Annotated in this window: 17 protein-coding genes; 11 read left to right on the top strand and 6 right to left on the bottom strand. The window is 49.4% G+C overall.

Annotated elements, in window-relative coordinates:
* The first annotated feature begins 45 nt into the window (after positions 1-45).
* Entirely contained in the window at positions 46-1029 is a 984-nt protein-coding gene (locus tag ICL80_RS03120; RefSeq protein WP_194214670.1) for an NAD-dependent epimerase/dehydratase family protein, read from the top strand.
* 98 nt (positions 1030-1127) lie between these two features.
* Complete coding sequence (locus tag ICL80_RS03115) at positions 1128-2837, top strand: hypothetical protein (protein WP_194214669.1); 1710 nt, start codon at positions 1128-1130, stop codon at positions 2835-2837.
* 15 nt (positions 2838-2852) lie between these two features.
* On the opposite strand, the gene ICL80_RS03110 is transcribed toward ICL80_RS03115, so the two are convergent.
* Positions 2853-3029, bottom strand: a complete 177-nt coding sequence (locus tag ICL80_RS03110) for a DUF1674 domain-containing protein (protein WP_194214668.1) — start codon at positions 3027-3029, stop codon at positions 2853-2855.
* 16 nt (positions 3030-3045) lie between these two features.
* Positions 3046-3933 (bottom strand): CPBP family intramembrane glutamic endopeptidase, encoded by an 888-nt coding sequence (locus tag ICL80_RS03105; protein WP_194214667.1) that lies wholly within the window; start codon positions 3931-3933, stop codon positions 3046-3048.
* A gap of 158 nt (positions 3934-4091) precedes the next feature.
* Here ICL80_RS03105 and htpX point away from each other — a divergent pair, with 158 nt between their 5' ends.
* Positions 4092-5045, top strand: a complete 954-nt coding sequence (gene htpX, locus ICL80_RS03100) for a zinc metalloprotease HtpX (protein ID WP_194215741.1) — start codon at positions 4092-4094, stop codon at positions 5043-5045.
* A 2-nt stretch (positions 5046-5047) separates the two neighbouring features.
* Here the strand turns inward: htpX and ICL80_RS03095 are convergent, their stop codons facing one another.
* Entirely contained in the window at positions 5048-6037 is a 990-nt protein-coding gene (locus tag ICL80_RS03095) for an adenosine kinase (RefSeq protein ID WP_194214666.1), read from the bottom strand.
* Positions 6038-6195: 158 nt separating this feature from the next.
* On the opposite strand from ICL80_RS03095, the gene ICL80_RS03090 reads away from it, so the two are divergent.
* The 4 genes from ICL80_RS03090 to ICL80_RS03075 are packed head-to-tail and all read left to right on the top strand — an operon-like array spanning position 6196 to position 8221.
* Positions 6196-6921 carry an EI24 domain-containing protein gene (locus ICL80_RS03090; RefSeq protein WP_194214665.1) on the top strand — a complete coding sequence of 242 codons (726 nt, stop codon included), beginning with the start codon at positions 6196-6198 and terminating at the stop codon, positions 6919-6921.
* Positions 6921-7319 carry a hypothetical protein gene (locus tag ICL80_RS03085; protein WP_194214664.1) on the top strand — a complete coding sequence of 133 codons (399 nt, stop codon included), beginning with the start codon at positions 6921-6923 and terminating at the stop codon, positions 7317-7319. Before ICL80_RS03090 ends, ICL80_RS03085 begins: the two co-directional genes overlap by 1 nt.
* Before the next feature lie 27 nt (positions 7320-7346).
* A complete protein-coding gene (locus tag ICL80_RS03080) occupies positions 7347-7580 on the top strand; it encodes a DUF6460 domain-containing protein (RefSeq protein WP_194214663.1) in 234 nt (77 codons plus the stop codon).
* Between the two features lie 5 nt (positions 7581-7585).
* Positions 7586-8221 (top strand): DUF938 domain-containing protein, encoded by a 636-nt coding sequence (locus ICL80_RS03075; RefSeq protein WP_194214662.1) that lies wholly within the window; start codon positions 7586-7588, stop codon positions 8219-8221.
* On the opposite strand, the gene ICL80_RS03070 is transcribed toward ICL80_RS03075, so the two are convergent.
* The 3 genes from ICL80_RS03070 to ICL80_RS03060 form a co-directional block, all read right to left on the bottom strand.
* A complete protein-coding gene (locus ICL80_RS03070) occupies positions 8218-9120 on the bottom strand; it encodes a GNAT family N-acetyltransferase (protein ID WP_194214661.1) in 903 nt (300 codons plus the stop codon). The two genes, ICL80_RS03075 and ICL80_RS03070, sit on opposite strands and share 4 nt — an antisense overlap.
* 143 nt (positions 9121-9263) lie before the next feature.
* Positions 9264-10565 carry an AmpG family muropeptide MFS transporter gene (locus tag ICL80_RS03065; protein ID WP_194214660.1) on the bottom strand — a complete coding sequence of 434 codons (1302 nt, stop codon included), beginning with the start codon at positions 10563-10565 and terminating at the stop codon, positions 9264-9266.
* Between the two features lie 6 nt (positions 10566-10571).
* Positions 10572-11309, bottom strand: coding sequence for a hypothetical protein (locus tag ICL80_RS03060; RefSeq protein ID WP_194214659.1), 738 nt, complete (start codon positions 11307-11309; stop codon positions 10572-10574).
* 101 nt (positions 11310-11410) lie between these two features.
* On the opposite strand from ICL80_RS03060, the gene ICL80_RS03055 reads away from it, so the two are divergent.
* From ICL80_RS03055 to purH, 4 genes are all read left to right on the top strand, one after another.
* Complete coding sequence (locus ICL80_RS03055; RefSeq protein WP_194214658.1) at positions 11411-12733, top strand: RsmB/NOP family class I SAM-dependent RNA methyltransferase; 1323 nt, start codon at positions 11411-11413, stop codon at positions 12731-12733.
* Between the two features lie 66 nt (positions 12734-12799).
* Complete coding sequence (gene rpe, locus ICL80_RS03050) at positions 12800-13459, top strand: ribulose-phosphate 3-epimerase (RefSeq protein ID WP_194214657.1); 660 nt, start codon at positions 12800-12802, stop codon at positions 13457-13459.
* A gap of 28 nt (positions 13460-13487) precedes the next feature.
* Entirely contained in the window at positions 13488-15236 is a 1749-nt protein-coding gene (locus tag ICL80_RS03045) for a heparinase II/III family protein (protein WP_194214656.1), read from the top strand.
* Positions 15237-15287: 51 nt separating this feature from the next.
* Entirely contained in the window at positions 15288-16868 is a 1581-nt protein-coding gene (gene purH / locus ICL80_RS03040; RefSeq protein ID WP_194214655.1) for a bifunctional phosphoribosylaminoimidazolecarboxamide formyltransferase/IMP cyclohydrolase, read from the top strand.
* Positions 16869-16908 lie beyond the last annotated feature (40 nt).

Raw genomic sequence — 16908 nt, 5'->3', positions numbered from 1 at the left:
CAACCAAAAACGCAAGCAATAGAACAAAAAGAAAGGAGGATTCCCTTGAAAACAGCCTTTGTAACAGGTGCAACAGGTTTTTTAGGTAGACATTTGGTTGATGTCCTTCTCGAACAGGGCTGGCATGTAACAGCCATGGTCCGCAATATACAAAGTGCTCAAAAAATCTTGGGGGACAAAGTCACGCTCAAGAAAGGTGACTTAACGATACCTCAAACAATTTTTGCCGCGATACCCGATAAGGTGGATGCGGTTTTCCATACAGCCGCCGATACAAGCACATGGGCAAAAGAAGAAAAACGCCAATCCGCCGTGAATATCGAAGGCACCCGTATGTTACTACAAGCCATACTTGATAAAGATGTGCATAGGCTTATTCACGTCTCGTCTATTGCAGTTTTTGGTGAACAAGAAAACCTTATAACAGAAAAAACCGCCCGCACCGGTGCAGAAAGCTGGATACCCTATACCCACACAAAAAGCTTCGCAGAGCGCAAGGTAAAAGAAGCTGTCGATCGCGGTCTTGATGCTGTCATTGTTAACCCAACACATATTATTGGCAGGTATGATAGCCATAACTGGGCACGGCTTATTCTGCGCATGGCAAACGGTACTTTACCCGGTACACCACCTGGCAGGGGAAACTTTGCAAATGGCCGCGCCGTTGCTGAAGCAACTGTCGCCGCATATACGCTCGGAAAAACAGGCCATAACTATATTTTAGGCGGCCCCAACGTCAGTTTTCATGAATTTCTAGAAACCGCAGCCAGGGAAATTGGCAATATAAAACCGCCTGCTGTGATGCCGGAGTTTCTTTTAAAGACATATGCAAAAGTCCTGTCTATCAAAGCAAAATTCTCGGATACAAGACCCACTGTTACCCTTGAAGAAGCCCATATGGCTTGTGAAAAAATGGATGTTTCTTCAGAAAAAGCCATTAAGGAACTTGGCTATAAAATCATTCCACTAGAGCAATCTGTTCGCGAATCCATTACCTATTTAAAAGAAGCAGATTTGTTGCCCAAATAATGCTTTCTTATAAAAATTGAGATAAATTGATTGTATTAAGGGTTTGGTAAACGATAAAATGGATAACAGAATAGGGGTGGTGAAATGAGGAGTAAGGGGTGACCCTCGGTGTAAATGTTCACTATGAAATACTTGGCCGCCGCGGGAGCAGTTGGACAATCCTTGATGTAATCAAGGAACGGGAGCCAGCCACAAAACTGGCAACTGATTTGTGGGAGTCAAAAAAGTATACAGGTGTGCGTGTTCTAAAAGAGAGCTACGACAGTGACACCCACGCGTTTGCATCCATTGAAATTTTTACCCGTGGGTCCGTTTCCAAAAAATCAAAGTATGATCAAACTGGCCAGATTTCACCGTGCTTAACACCTGATGATCTCTACAGCGCTGATGGTAGACGCTCCATCTGGGATTTAATGGAAAACACCCTTTTAGATTGGCGCATAACCCCTACGGAACTTCTCCACAGTCTCGATCATTATTATAAGCTCTATAATGCTGGCACAAAACTACAGAATGCTGTTCAGCGCACCGCAGTTTCCTTTGAAGACGAGGAAGACTCTATTCAGCAACGCATGCGTAAAATCTATAAAGTGATCGATGCATCTGTTGAGATTATGAAACAGAACAAAGAGAAAATTCCTTCTCTTGAAATGGGCAGATTACGCCCAGTGATTGAACAGTTGGAAAAAGCCTCCAACAAACGCTTTTTGCTGATGAGCGCGCTCGTGGAATACCTACGCCCAACGCTCACCATTACAGACAAATTTGGCCGTATTGCTGTTTTTCTATCAAACCGGCACCCAGACTGGGTAAATGATATACTTGACCAACTGATATCCGAGTTTCTATTGCACCCCACTGTTATGGAACAGTTGCTGGGCGAACATACCAACAGAGGCACCTACATACTTGAGATAGCCCATATGCAAACCGGCCAGTTAAGTGCCCTTGCAGAAAAAGGTCGTAGCCCAGCCTTTAGTGATGAATTGATGCGCCTGAGCGGTTTTCTTGCTGAAGATATATTACCTAAAACCAGCCATGTTCTGTTTGATCGTGTGCGAAAAGAAATTATAGCGGCGAAACCTGTTAATGACGGCGGTCTTGTTGAACAGTTACAAGCCCTGCATGACATGCAGGAAATTTTCCGTGAAATTTACACAGATGTGCACGCGCTTGATACCCTCAGTGAAGACCTAACAGCCCGGGCAAGCAGGTTGATCAATAGCCAATCAATATCAGAGCTTCTCGACATACACCCAAGCCCAGTAAGTAAAGTGGGTGCGCTTCTTGACCTTGAAGCTGCTGTTATTGGTATGCCCAATAAACGACTGGTCGCGAATTTCATTTTACCTATTCTTTCAAGGCCCGATAATGAAGCTATCTTTATGGGGCTTGATAACCAGCCGATTCAGCGCATGAATGAACTTGTGCATTTACAAAAGAAGGTCATGCTCGCAGATTTAACAGAGATGCATAAACGCAAGATCGCTGAAAAGCTTGACGAATTTTGTCGTATCATTCTGGATAATACACAAGTACTGAAAAAGCTGCATCAGCTTGACATTAGCTTGCAGGAAAAAGCGCAAAAAATCCTTTCCATGATGGCCGAAGGCTATTTCACTGACGGTGACTGTAAAATGCGCGCCGAACATCAGGTACGGATTTACATGAAACAAAAAGGCTTTACAGAAGGGCTTATAAAAGGGCTGGGCCGCGAAGAAGCTGAACAGGTTTTGCTGGATTTTCGCAAACTGCTTGAGCAGGCAGGCATTAACAAATCAGACACAGATGCCAAAATAGAATCTTGATAAAAAGCTGGTAGATTAAAAATCAGAAATCAGGCCGTTTTTTTCCCAGTCACCGTACCGGGTTGGCTCTGGTCCTGTTCGGCCCCCAAACTCTTTTTTACTGCGGGCTGCCTCATTCTTCTCTGGTACGTCATGAGAAACTGCCACCCCGGCTGGCTTTGCGGCAGCCACATCATTTCCTTTGTCAGGCATTATATATCCAATCGTCTTAATTCAGGGGGTCAGAAAAACCGTCGCGCCGGGCCTTATACCAAAAAAACAAGGCAAAGACAGCTGTAACAAACGGCAACACAAGGCCAAACTCTCCAATATACCGCCAAGAGCTTTCATATTTTGTCGACATAGGCTCCAGAAGCGAAAGCACATAAGCATTATGCGCTGCATGAAACACTGCTGCGGTCCACAAACTACCCGACTTCAGGCGTAAGTATGTCATAATAAACGACATGGAAACCAAAAGAATACTAAAATTCAAAAACTGCCATTCCAGCCCATAAGGCCCTGCATTGTAACTTGTATAAAAAATCAGGGGTGCATGCCACAAAGCCCAAAGAAGCCCAATAATGAAAGACGTAACGGAAAAAGAAAAGCGCCGCATAAGCATAGGGACAAGAAGGCCGCGCCACCCGATTTCTTCACCGAGCGCATTACTAATGCGCCATACCATTGCCAACCCACCAAACACAAATATCGAAAGCACTAAAACAGCTTCCGTGGACCACCCCATAAGGCCCAGATGGGCACCAGCCTCATTAATATAACGCGGATTCAAAACACCCGCAAAACCACCGGCCCAAATAAAGGCGTAAGCACATAAACCATATAAAATAGGTAAGCCAAAAGCCATACACTGCCAGCGCGCAAGCCCCCACTTCCAGCCAAGAACAGAGAGAGGAAACCCCATCAGCTTGCATGTTAAAAGAGCAGCAAGCCCGGGGCACCACATTAGCCCCGAAATATAATAGCGTTGCAGGCCCTGCTCCAGTAGCAGATAATAAGGCCCACAGGAGAAAAGCCCTGTTAAAAGAATAAACACAGCCACTGCGGGCAATGTTTTTTTCCTATCCACCAGATCTTCAAGGCCAATCGCTGGCATGGTCTCTCCTACTTTGCATCCTGCACACTATCTGCCAGATCGCTTCATTCTGTCATAAACTAGTTCCTGGCCGTTTTTAAGTAAAACACGCACTCTTGAACCAAAGTTTGGGATACTTATTTATAGTAAAGATAGTTTCACAGATGGTGAATAGCATGATGAATGGGTTTCGTACCGGGTTATTAATGGCTGCTATGACAGGCCTGTTTCTGGCTGTTGGGTTCCTGCTTGGTGGGCAGGCTGGCATCATGATTGCCTTTATTATTGCCCTTGCGATGAATGTGTTTTCTTACTGGAACGCAGACAAGCTTGTACTGAAAATGCACGGTGCCAAACAGGTAGACCGTACAAAAGCGCCCGAGCTTGTTACTATGGTTGAACGCCTTGCTTATCAGGCGGGTCTTCCTGTGCCTGCAGTCTATATTATTGATAACCCGCAACCCAACGCTTTTGCTACAGGCCGAAACCCGGAAAATGCTGCCGTTGCGGCAACAACTGGCTTGCTTAAAATACTAAAAAATGACGAGATTGAGGGGGTTATGGCGCATGAAATGGCGCACATTAAAAACCGTGATACCTTAACCATGACCATCACGGCAACCATTGCCGGTGCCATTTCCATGCTGGCGAACTTTGCTCTGTTTTTTGGCGGGAACAGAAACAACCCGCTTGGCATTGTTGGTACTATCCTCATGGTTATTCTCGCCCCTCTGGCCGCCATGCTGGTGCAAATGGCCATATCGCGCACCCGCGAATATGCTGCCGATAAAACCGGCGCTGAAATTTGCGGCAGACCCCTTGCCCTTGCGAGCGCTCTGGCAAAGCTGCATAGCGGCGCGGCAGCAACCCTTAACAAACGGGCAGAAGAAAATCCGGCAACTGCCCACCTGTTCATTGTGAACCCGCTACACGGCCATTCGTTCGACAGCCTGTTTTCCACTCACCCCAAAATGGAAGAGCGTATCCGCCGACTGGAGGCCATGGCAACAGGTGTTAGCTCGCGCAGGCCCGTACGTGAAACCCGTCAAGCCCGCGTCCGCAAAACGACAACAGGGTCAGTGCCTGATTCAGGGGCAGGCGTGCATAAAGCACGCAAGAACCCTTGGCAATAAAATTATAACAGCCCTTTTTCCTGTGCGAGCGTTGAAAGCTTTGTCTCTGGCCGCGCACCCAGGTGGGAAATAACTTCAGCCGCTGCAAGCCCTGCAAGCTTGGCACATGTTTCCATGCTCTTCCCACTTGTATAACCAAATAGGAAACCCGCCGCATAAAGATCACCGGCGCCTGTCGTATCCTCAACATTGGCTGGCATGGCTGGCACTGAAATAATGCTATCCTGCGTCACGACAACAGAACCTTTTTCAGAGCGTGTAAGCGCTGCGACTTTCACATGCGGGCGTAGTTTTTCAACCGCTTCCTCAAACGTGCTGGTTTGATAAAGCGAAATAATCTCTGCTTCATTGGCAAACAATATGTCGACCTGATTTTCCACCAGATCCACAAACTCCGCACGGAACCTATCAACACAAAAACTGTCGGAAAGAGAGAGCGATACAAGAGTACCCGTTTTGTGGGCGAGCTCAAACGCCTTTAAAACCGAGGCTTTCATGCTTGGGGTATCCCACAGGTACCCTTCCACATACAACACTTCAGCGTTTGCAACGTCAGCTTCACTAACATCATCAACCGTCAGTTCTGTGCAAGCACCAAGATAGGTGTTCATGGTGCGCTGGGCATCAGGTGTTACCAAAATCATACTGGTTGCTGTTGGGGCACCGTCCGTTGCAGGCACAGTTTCAAAAGAAACACCAACAGCCCGAATATCATGCTGGAACACAGTGCCAAGCTGGTCACCGTGCACCTTGCCAATATAGGAGGCACGCCCCCCAAATGAGGCAATACCCGCTGCCGTATTCCCGGCGGAACCACCAGAGCGCTCTACCGCAGGCGGCATACTGCTGTAGATTTTTGCCGATGTGGCGGCATCAACCAGCTGCATAGAGCCTTTGACCTGATTATGTTCTTCCATGAAGGCATCATCCACACGAGCGATGATATCAACGATTGCGTTCCCCATACAAAGAACCTGATTTTTTGCGGTCATTAAAAAGTCTTTCTGCGCACAAAGGGCTTTAAACAGCTAAATGTTAAATTTAGGCCACAATATTAAGCTACTCAAAGATTGCAAGCCTCAACTGATGGCCCTATCTTTACAGAATAACAAACTATAAAATATAAAACAGCACAACGAGGATACACACCATGATAGCACAAGCGGTAAATCGAACGTGGCAACAAATTCTGCACCCCAAGTTTAGAAGCGTCTTTATAACGTCTGTGCTGGCCGCCATTATAACCCTAACAGTGCTCACTCTGACACTAAACCATTACTGGCCTGAAAAAGTGGTCTCTGGCTACCGCTGGATTGATGAATTCGGTGACTTTCTGGCCTCTGCAGGCTATTGGACCATCGTAATGCTGGGGTCGTATCTCTTGTTCCCAGCCATTGTTACAATGGTTATGGGCCTGTTTGCAGACCAAATAGCCACCGCCGTTGAAGAAGAATATTATCCCAACCGGATTGGCATCCGCAAGGTGCCTTTTGGTGATGTTATTATCAGTGCTCTAAAATTAACAATAATGATTTTGGTGCTAAATCTTATTGCGCTTTTCCCGTATCTTTTGCTGCTCCTCTTCACCGGAGGTATTGGCACACTTGCGCTTTATATTGCCTTAAATGGTTTCCTGATTGGGCGGGAATATTATGAAATGGTTGCGATCCGGCATATGGACCGGCAAGCAGTTGCTGTAACCCGCCAGCGTCACGGCAACAAGATATTCATGGGGGGAGCGATTGTCTCTGCCATGTTCCTTGTTCCCGTCTTAAATTTAATCGCGCCCATTGCAGGTGCGGCCATCATGACCCATGTTTTTCATAACATCAGACGGCCCGAAGCCAGTAGGGTGCAACCGGGGAATAAACAATAATGCGCTATAGTCTCCTTCTCTGTGCTGTGGCGCTAAGTGCCTGTTCAGCAACCACATCGCCGCCACCCGCTACACAGCAACCGCCCGCTGCACCTGTCGTTACACCAAAACCTACAAAGGTAGCGCCGCCCGTTACACCGCAAACCAATGCACTTTCCCTGAAAGGCCTGAACCCGCGCGAAGTACAGGATATTGCAGGCGAGCCAAGCCTTGTGAGACGCGATAACAACGTGCAGGTTATGCTGTATGAAACCAACAGCTGTGTGCTCGAAATTGTATTTTATGAACCCGCGCCTGAAGCGCACTTTGAAGCAAAACATGTCAATGCACGCACGCGCAGCGGTGAAAGCACCAATGCCGACAAATGCTTTGCTCTAGTGCTTGCTAGCGAACAATAATAAACTTTATTTTGGCAGGAAATACTCATGGCAAAACTAAACCTTGATTTTGGTACAGTGGTTAAATTGATACTCTGGAGCACTGTTGTTGGCGCTCTCCTTTACTGGCTTGATATTAGCACAGGAGACATCTACGGCTGGATTATCAATAAACTTGCTATGATTTGGGGGTGGCTATCTGGCACAGGGCTTAAATATATGCTGCTAGGGGCCACCATTGTGGTGCCGATATTTATTATTTCACGCCTGCGTAAAGGCTAAGGTGGATGGTTCGCTTTTTTGACCCAAAAGCCACTAGTGAAAATGCGGCCAAACGCCTGCACGCGCCTGCAACAGAGCGCAACCGGGAGGTAATCTGGGACGTATTGTCAAACCGCCTACCGAAAGAAGGACTGATCTTTGAAGTTGCAAGCGGCACCGGCGAACATGCCGCTTTTATGGCCCCCAAACTATCACACCATAAGTGGCAACCAAGCGATATTGACCCCCGCCACCTTGAAAGCATCAACGCCTGGGCACAGCATGTCTGTGCCGATACGGTTTTGCCCGCAACTCGCTTTGATGTGCTCACTGACAATTTTCCTGATAACCCTGCCGCCATTCTTGCGGTTAATCTGGTGCATATTTCGCCGTGGTCTGTAACAGAAGCCCTGATAGCAAAGGCAGGTGAAGCGCTGCATAGCGGCGCTATCCTGTATCTATATGGCCCCTACAAGCAAAACGGCGCACATACGTCAGAATCGAACATAGCATTTGATCAATCGCTAAAGTTCAATAACCCTGAATGGGGTGTAAGGGATATGGAAACCGTTATAGGCCTCGCAGCAAAGGCTGGCTTTATGGCACCAGAGATACTACCGATGCCCGCCAACAATTTTTCACTGGTTTTTAAACACCGCTAAATAGCTACAGCGACCGCCGCCGTGGCCACCACCACGTCATTTGCTTCTTCCGGCAAGTCATAATGCTTTGAATAGCGCTTGGCGATCTTTTCAACCGGCAGCATAATAAACACATCTGTCGTGCCAAATTGCTTATCCACCACAGCACCGTCACCAATAAAGCAGCCAATACGCAAATAGCCTTTTATAAGTGGGGGTAGCATTTTGCGTGCAACACGAGCGTCCACATCCGCAGATGGCATTGTGTTCATGGGAACATATTGGCCTTTGTGCGCTTTAACATGAAAATCATCTGCCACAAGGTGATTATGATAGAGATATGCAAGCGCTTCTTTAAAGGCGGCAGGGTCGGTGCCTTCAAAGCTGGCACAGCCAAACATGTAAGCAATATTATGCTCTTTCAAATACTCGGCAATGCCTTTCCAGAGCATATTGATGGTGGAAGTTGCCCGGTAATCCTTATGGACACAGCTGCGGCCAAGCTCAAGAAGCTGGCGGCCTTCGCCCATTTGCTCGCGAAAATTTTTGGTTAAAAGCGCGGTCAGGTCATATTCCTGTGATGAATAAAAACCCTCATGGCGTTCCGCCACTTCCTGCCGCAACAGCCTATATGTACCTACTACCTGCTTTTTCTGTGGTTTGTTGTGGTCAATCACCAGCAAATGGTCACAAAAAGCATCATACGGGTCAACATCGCGCTTCGATACCTTGCTCATCCAGTCAGGCTTTGCCTGCATTTCTTTATAGAAAATTTTGTAACGCAGTTTTTGCGCTGCCTTGATTTCCTTAAAAGACCGGGCAAGCCTTACCTCTAGGTTGCCTTGACGAACATAGGAAGGTGCACCGGCCATAGCCTGTGCAGCAGCAACACGTGGGCGTATAAGAGCATATCTTTTCATAAGACCATCCTAATATACCGGTATTAAGTCACTAGTGTTACACAGATTTGACTAGATTATGACACCGCGCTTCTGTGCTTCTGGCCTTGATAACCGGTACCTTCCCGAACTTTTATTCCCGTTACCTCTATACCATAAACAGGTCACGTTGCGCCTGTAATATTTTTGCGCCATAAAATCCAGAGCAAAATCATGCCGGGCACAGCCATAAGGGTAGCAAGGATGAAAAACTCTACCCAGCCAACAGCTTCTGCCAAATACCCACTCGGGGCACCGAGTATGGTCCGCGCCTGATTACCAAGCGATGAAATAAGCGCATACTGTGTTGCAGTGAAGTTCACATTACAAAGGCTGGCAAAATACGCGATGGTTATTGTTGTACCAAGGCCGGTTGCAAAATTTTCAAAGCCAATTGTTACCGCCAGCCGCCACGGCTCAGCATCTCCTGCCCAAAGCCATGCGAACCCAAGGTTTGTTAACATCATTAAAATAGCTGCCAGAAAAAGCGCCTTAAAGGTGCCTATCTGCTTGTAAAGTGCCGCCCCCAGCCCCACACCAAGCATAAGGGTAATGAACCCGACAGTTTTGTTTGCAAACAACACATCAGCCGGGCTGAACTTCATGTCGGTTATCAGCGGCGCTGTCATAATGGCCGTAACTGCATCCCCGGCTTTAAACAGAAACACAAACAAGAGTATCAGGCCCCAGTTTTCACGGCGGGTAAATTCCTTGAACGGCAGATACACAGCCTCGCGCAGACGCGCCGCAAACGGGGAATATGTTTTTAGTGAAGCTTCTTCTGCCAAAAACCGGCTATCGGTGGGTCTTTCTGGCTCACCGATGCACAAGACAGCAACAAACCCCGGAAGCAAAAGTAAGGGCAGTGTTAAAATTGCTGTGGCCCAACCGTAATATTCCGCAACTGCCAGCACCATGATAGACGCCAGAAAATTTGCTGTACGGTAGCCATAAACATAAGCAGCAGCACTATACCCCTGTTCCTCATCCTCCAGAATTTCAATTCTGTAGGCATCAATCACAATATCCTGACTGGCGGACAGAAAAGCGATAAAGGCCGAAAGAACAGCAACAGCAAAAAGCTCGCTCGCGGGGTCAAACCGTGACACCGTAATAAGGGCCAACGCCATTAAACCCTGAATAACAAACAGCCATCCTCGCCGCTGGCCAAAGCGCCGTGTGATAAACCCAAGCGGCATTCTGTCGATTGCGGGCGACCAAAGAAATTTCCACGTGTAAAATGTGGTAATCAATGCAAAAAGGCCCACATCACTTTTGCTGACATCGCTGTAAGAAAGCCAAAACCCCAGTAATGAAATTACAAACGTAAGCGGAAAGCCGCTCGACATGCCAAGGCCGAAGGTCGCAACAATTTTGCCCTTCATATAGGGCTTAAGGCTATCTTTAATCGGATTCGATGTTGTCATTTTCCTCTAATCCGGCAGGTTTGCTGGGTCAATGGTAATCCAAAGCCCTTCAGCCTTGGCAACAAGCGTACCCTCCTCATCAAAAATAGCTGTCCCACATTGGCGCTTGCGGCTGTCCGGTTTTTTGGTCAGGTTCCAACCTATCACTGTTGCGGTGCCATCAGCCTTTAACGGGGCTATAATTTCTGCTGAAAGGCGACCCAGAAGGGCAGCCTCACCCGCCGCACAGGCAAAATAGCCGGGGCAGTCAAGGGCCGACCATATGTAAAGCAAATCAACATTGCCGTCTGCACTCGCTAGGCCACTGTCCAGAACCCAGTCACTGGCCACAAGGCCGGGGTGACCCTCAACCTCTTTGCTGTGAATACAAAGCCCGTCGCCGAGGGTCCGGCGCTGCCCGCATACAAAACAGGTTTCAAACGGCACAAATTTGCCCGGTGCATCAGGCGCATCAACCGGATTAATGCCCAGCACCAGCGGCGTTGGCAGCGCAGGCACATCAAGGCTTAGCGCAGTACGGCTGGCCCGGCCTATAGATTTGCCGCCTGCTAAAAGGCTCGCGGTGTCTGCCGTCCATTCCAGCAGTAACTCTGCATCAAGGGGCGGCGGCGCAGAAAGGGCCGCTTCAACAGGGCCGTCTCCGATACCAGCCAGCTTTTTAGCCATAAGGCCGCATGCATAGCCACCATTCGCGCTTTTTGGCGGACCGTTAAAACGGGACAAAATTGTAACGGTATGCTGCATGGTGCTTCCTTAAAGTCTCAATTCACTTCTTTCTAGCTGGCTTAGAGCGTGAAGTGCAAGATCAACCTTCCCTTTAACGCTTTAATATGGCAAGAGGCGCTATGAATGAAGCACACACACAAACTGGCAGCAAAATCCGCGCAACAGCGGTGCGAACCCTTATGGCTGTTACTTTAAAGAGTCGACCCCTTGAGGCGGCGCTTGACGATATGGCAACTGAAGCCAAGCTTGAGGCCCGCGACAGAGCTTTTGTGCTGAATTTAGTCATGCTGTGCCTGCGCCGCTATGGCAGCCTGAAACGCCTGCTTGCCGACATGCTGGATTCCGGCCTGCCGAAAAACGCCACATGGACAGAAGCGGCGCTCATAACCGGCCTCGCGCAAATTTTGCTGATGCGTACCGCCGACCACGCCGCCGTTAATGAAACCGTGTCCCTTATTAAAAATCTATCTGGCAAAGAAGCCGGGTTTGCGGGGCTTGTGAACGCAGTCCTTCGAAAAGCCACACGAGAGCACGATGCGCTGCTCACAAAACTGAATCGCACCCCTAAAAATGATGTCCCATCGTGGATTTATGACAGCTGGGCAAAAAGCTATGGCCCGGCAAACGCCACTGCCATTGCAGCAACCCTGCAAACCACACCGCAGCTTGATATTACCGTGAAAGATAAAACCACACTGGCTGACTGGGCCGGCCAATTGGGGGCCACCACCACACCAACCGGTAGCCTGCGCCTGCCGCTATGTGATGTTACAGCGCTACCTGGCTATGATACCGGCGATTGGTGGGTGCAAGATATGTCTGCTGCTATCCCTGCAACTCTGCTGGGCAATATAACGGGCAAACATGTGCTTGATCTGTGTGCTGCACCCGGCGGCAAAACCATGCAGCTTGCAGCAAGTGGTGCGCGCGTTACAAGCGTAGACCGCTCTGAAAACCGATTAAAACGCCTGCACGCCAACCTTGCCCGCACCGACCTGCGCGCAGATGTTTATGCCAAAGATGCCGCGCGCTTCACACCCAAAACACCCGTTGACCATATTCTTCTGGATGCACCATGCAGCGCAACCGGAACACTAAGGCGCAACCCCGACGTGATCTGGACCAAAAATGAAGGCGACATCAAAAAGCTCGCCTCCCTGCAGGAACGCATTCTGGACCATGCCTTCAGCCTCTTACCTGTAGGTGGCACATTATTATACTGCGTGTGTTCTTTGGAGGAAATCGAAGGTAAAGGCCAAATAGAGGGCTTCTTAAAGGCTGAACCAAAAGCCAAACGAGTACCCATTACAGCTAGTGAACTGGGTGGACTGACAGAGCTTGTAACAAAAGACGGTGACCTTCTGTGTCTGCCGTCTTATCTGGCCGACAAGGGCGGACTCGATGGCTTTTATGCTGCGCGTATCACCCGCCAAAAAATATGATAAAAATATGCTGCCGCGTGCTTGCGACGCCTTGCAGGAATTAGCCTTTGCTGGTATGGGTGCACCATGCAGAAACCAACCAGAATAGCACCGTCCATCCTGTCAGCTGATTTTGCGAAACTGGGTGAAGAAATCAAGGCAATCGACGCCGCTGGCGCCGACTACATTCATATTGATGTTATGGATGGCCACTTTGTCCCCAATATTACCATTGGCCCTGATGTAGTAAAAGCAATAAAGCCTTATAGTAAAAAGGTTTTTGACGTTCACCTAATGATACAGCCGGTCGATCTTTATATCGAGGCCTTTGCGGCGGCCGGTGCTGATATTATAACAGCGCACGTGGAAGCTGGCCCGCATATTCACCGCACATTGCAGGTTATAAAGGCGCAGGGTGTTAAGGCTGGCGTTTCGCTTAATCCATCAACACCGGAAAGCACCCTTGACTATCTCTACGAAGAGCTTGATCTTATTCTGGTTATGTCTGTTAACCCCGGCTTTGGCGGTCAGTCGTTTATATCGAGCCAGCTCAGGAAGCTGGAAGCGATTAGAAAACGGATTGATAGCCTTGGTCTTGATATTGATCTGGAGGTTGACGGCGGTGTTAATGCGGAAACCGCTCGACAAGTAGTAAGCGCAGGCGCAGACTTGCTGGTGGCTGGCAGCGCTACCTTCAAAGGCGGGCCAGAAAAATACGCAGAGAATATCAAGGCCCTAAGGGGTTAGACTTTCTTCATAAAGGAACAGGCACGCCATGAATGCGGCCTTTGATAAAATTGCCGGTTATGCTTCCAATGCGCCCCTTACACGCAGCACTTTAAGGCGTGATACGGGCTTTTATCTGCCGCAGGAAGTTTGGCAAAAAATCAGCCGGGCAGTAAAGGAATGGGGCTATGGCTCCAGCCTCTATGAGTACCGACTGAAGGGCAGGCACCCTGTTCAACTGCTTGGCAGCCCGGATGACCCAGCCCCCGGCAACGCAACGCTTGGTTCGGCGATTTTTGGCGGCGATATGCTACATGCTGGCGAACAGCACAAACTTGAGCCTGCTTTTTGGCAAAAGCTTGATAAAGCCTCACCCTCATTCCGCCGATATGCCCACAGTTTTCACTGGCTACAGGATCTGGCGCAAACACATGACCAGAAAAAAGCCCGCGATGCCGCCGAAACCATCATTGGTTGGTGGCTGCCTGTTGGCGAAAAGTGGGATAGGGAAATCTGGCAAGCAGAAACCCTTGCCCGCAGACTGATCAACTGGTTTGTGCATGCGCCGCTCATTCTGTCATCGCTTGATTTGGTTTACCGGTCGAAAGTGTTACACACCATGGCACGGCAGGCACGGCACTTGGCACGTGTGCACAGCGATGTGCCAGCAGGCCTCTCTGAAATATATACCGGTACAGCATTAACACTGGCCGGGTTATTACTTCCCGGCGGTAGCGCCCTGCATGCACGGGGCACCCGGTTTCTGGAACGCACCTGCAAAACCTTTATTTTGCCTGACGGCGGCCCTGCAAGCCGCAACGCAGCTGATGTTATTCGCACCATGCAACTGCTTATTCTTGTGCGCAGCGCCTATGTAGAAACGGATAGCGATCTGCCATCGTGGGTACAGATTACGCTTGATCGCATCGCGCCCTACATTCGTGCCATGCGCCACGGTGACGGCAGTTTTGCCCAAATTGGCGGTGTGTCGGCGGAAGGTGGCCACGGTACCAACGCCGTTTTGGCGGCAAGTGAAGCCAAAGGCAAAGCCACGGAGAACAGCGCCTACAGTGGTATACAGCGTGTTACCGCTGCAGCAACCTGCCTGATTATGGATACCGGCACCCCACCTGCTTGGCCTCTAATGAAAAAGGCCCATGCCGGGACTGGATCGTTCGAGTTATCGGTGGCACAGGAGCGGCTTATTGTAAATGTTGGCCCGGCAAGTGATCGTGGCCCGTTTCCAGAACTTGCAGTCATGACACGGTCAACCGCTGCCCATTCTGCCCTTATTGTTGCTGATAGAAACAGTTCGCGGCTTATGGATAACGGCAAACTGGGTGCTGGTGTAACGGAAACACTAACACTGCGTGAAACACTGGAAAACGGCACACGTATTCGGCTTATACATGATGGCTACCTAAAGCGGTTTGGTGTAAAACATGAACGCGCCCTAACCCTCACGGCTAACGGTAAAAAACTGCTGGGGGAAGACAAGCTTTTTGGGCCAAAATCCCAAAAGTTGCAAGGGCATACTGTGGTTTTACGGTTTCATTTGCACCCTAGCGTTGAAGCAACCAAAGCCCCGGATGGCAGAATTACACTGGCCCTTAAAAGTGGCCGTGTCTGGATTTTTGATGTTGATAAAGGCTCTGGCGCCAAGGCAAATATTGAAGACAGCCTTTATGTGAGCAGACCTGACAAACCGGTTGCAGCCCGACAAATTGTTGTAACCATCCCGAATCGGGAAAATGAAACCCCCATTTGTACATGGCAATTAAGTGAAATGGATATCTGATCAGGGTAACAAGAGCCCCTTTCAGATGTTCTGAGTGAGTAAGGTATTTTTATGAGCAAAGTGACCATCAAGCGTGCGCTTCTTTCTGTTTCTGACAAAACTGGCCTTATAGAGCTTGCTAAAGCTCTTGCAGCAACAGGCGCTGAAATTCTTTCAACGGGCGGTTCTGCAAAAGCGCTAAGGGATGCTGGCATTTCGGTAAAGGAAGTAGCTGAGCATACCGGTTTCCCTGAAATGATGGATGGCCGCGTAAAAACTCTGCATCCTAAAATCCACGGGGGCTTCCTCGCGCTGAGAGATAAGGCCGACCATGTAGCCGCGATGAAAGAGCATGATATTGGTGGTATCGATCTTGTTGCCGTGAACCTTTACCCGTTTGAAGCAACGGTTGCGTCTGGCGCTGATTTTGATACCTGCATAGAAAATATAGACATTGGCGGCCCGGCCATGGTGCGGTCAGCTGCCAAAAACCACAAATTTGTAACAATCATTACCGACCCGGCTGATTACCCGGCGATCATTGCTGAAATTAGCGAGCAGGGTGGCACCAGCCACGCAACCAGAAAAGCAATGGCAGCCAAAGCCTATGCCCGTACCGCCGCATACGACACCGCTATCAGCCAGTGGTACGCCGCACAAAATGGTGTCACGTTCCCTGACCGTATGACGGTTGCAGGCACCAAAGTGCAGGAATGCCGCTACGGGGAAAACCCGCACCAAGTAGCCGCCTTTTACAAAAACGCAGAAAACCGCCCCGGCATTGCCACCGCCGTGCAGCATCAGGGCAAGGAACTATCTTACAATAACCTTAATGATACAGACGCCGCCTTTGAACTTGTAAGCGAGTTTGACCCTGCTGTGCCAACTGTTGCCATTATCAAGCATGCAAACCCATGCGGCGTTGCCACTGGCGCTACGCTCAAGGAAGCTTACGAAAAAGCCCTTAAGTGTGACCCTGTTTCTGCCTTTGGCGGCATTGTTGCTTTAAATGGCCGTGTAGACGCTGAAACCGCAGCAGAGATTGTAAAGGTGTTTACTGAGGTGATCATCGCCCCTGAGGTAACCGAAGAAGCAATGGCTATCATTGCAGCTAAAAAGAATCTGCGCTTGCTCACCACAGGCGGCCTTGCAGACCCGGTACAAAGTGCCAAAATGGTAAAAACTGTGGCTGGGGGCTATCTGGTTCAAAACCGCGATACAGGCCGTATCACGAAAGCAGACCTGAAAGTGGTTACCAAACGCGCGCCATCAGACACAGAACTGAACGACATGCTGTTTGCATTTCAAGTGGCAAAACATGTGAAATCCAACGCTATTGTTTATGTGCGTGACGGCATGACTGTGGGCATCGGCGCCGGGCAAATGAACCGCCGCGACAGTAGCCGCATTGCCGCTATCCGCGCTGGTGAAGCCGCTGAAACAGCTGGGGATACCGAAAGCCTTGCAAAAGGAAGTGTTGTAGCGTCTGACGCCTTTTTCCCGTTTGCAGACGGCCTTCTGGCGGCTGCAGAAGCTGGGGCTACAGCAGTTATCCAGCCGGGTGGCAGCATGCGCGACCAAGATGTTATTGATGCCGCAGACGCCGCTGGCCTTGCCATGGTCTTTACTGGCATGCGCCACTTCCGCCACTAAATACTCTGGGGGCATATTGCCCCCCCTCACGAAAGACCAG

Source organism: Kordiimonas pumila (assembly GCF_015240255.1).
Taxonomy (GTDB): domain Bacteria; phylum Pseudomonadota; class Alphaproteobacteria; order Sphingomonadales; family Kordiimonadaceae; genus Kordiimonas; species Kordiimonas pumila.
The sequence above is the reverse complement of the archived record's forward strand: the minus strand, read 5'-3'. Positions and strand labels throughout refer to the sequence as shown.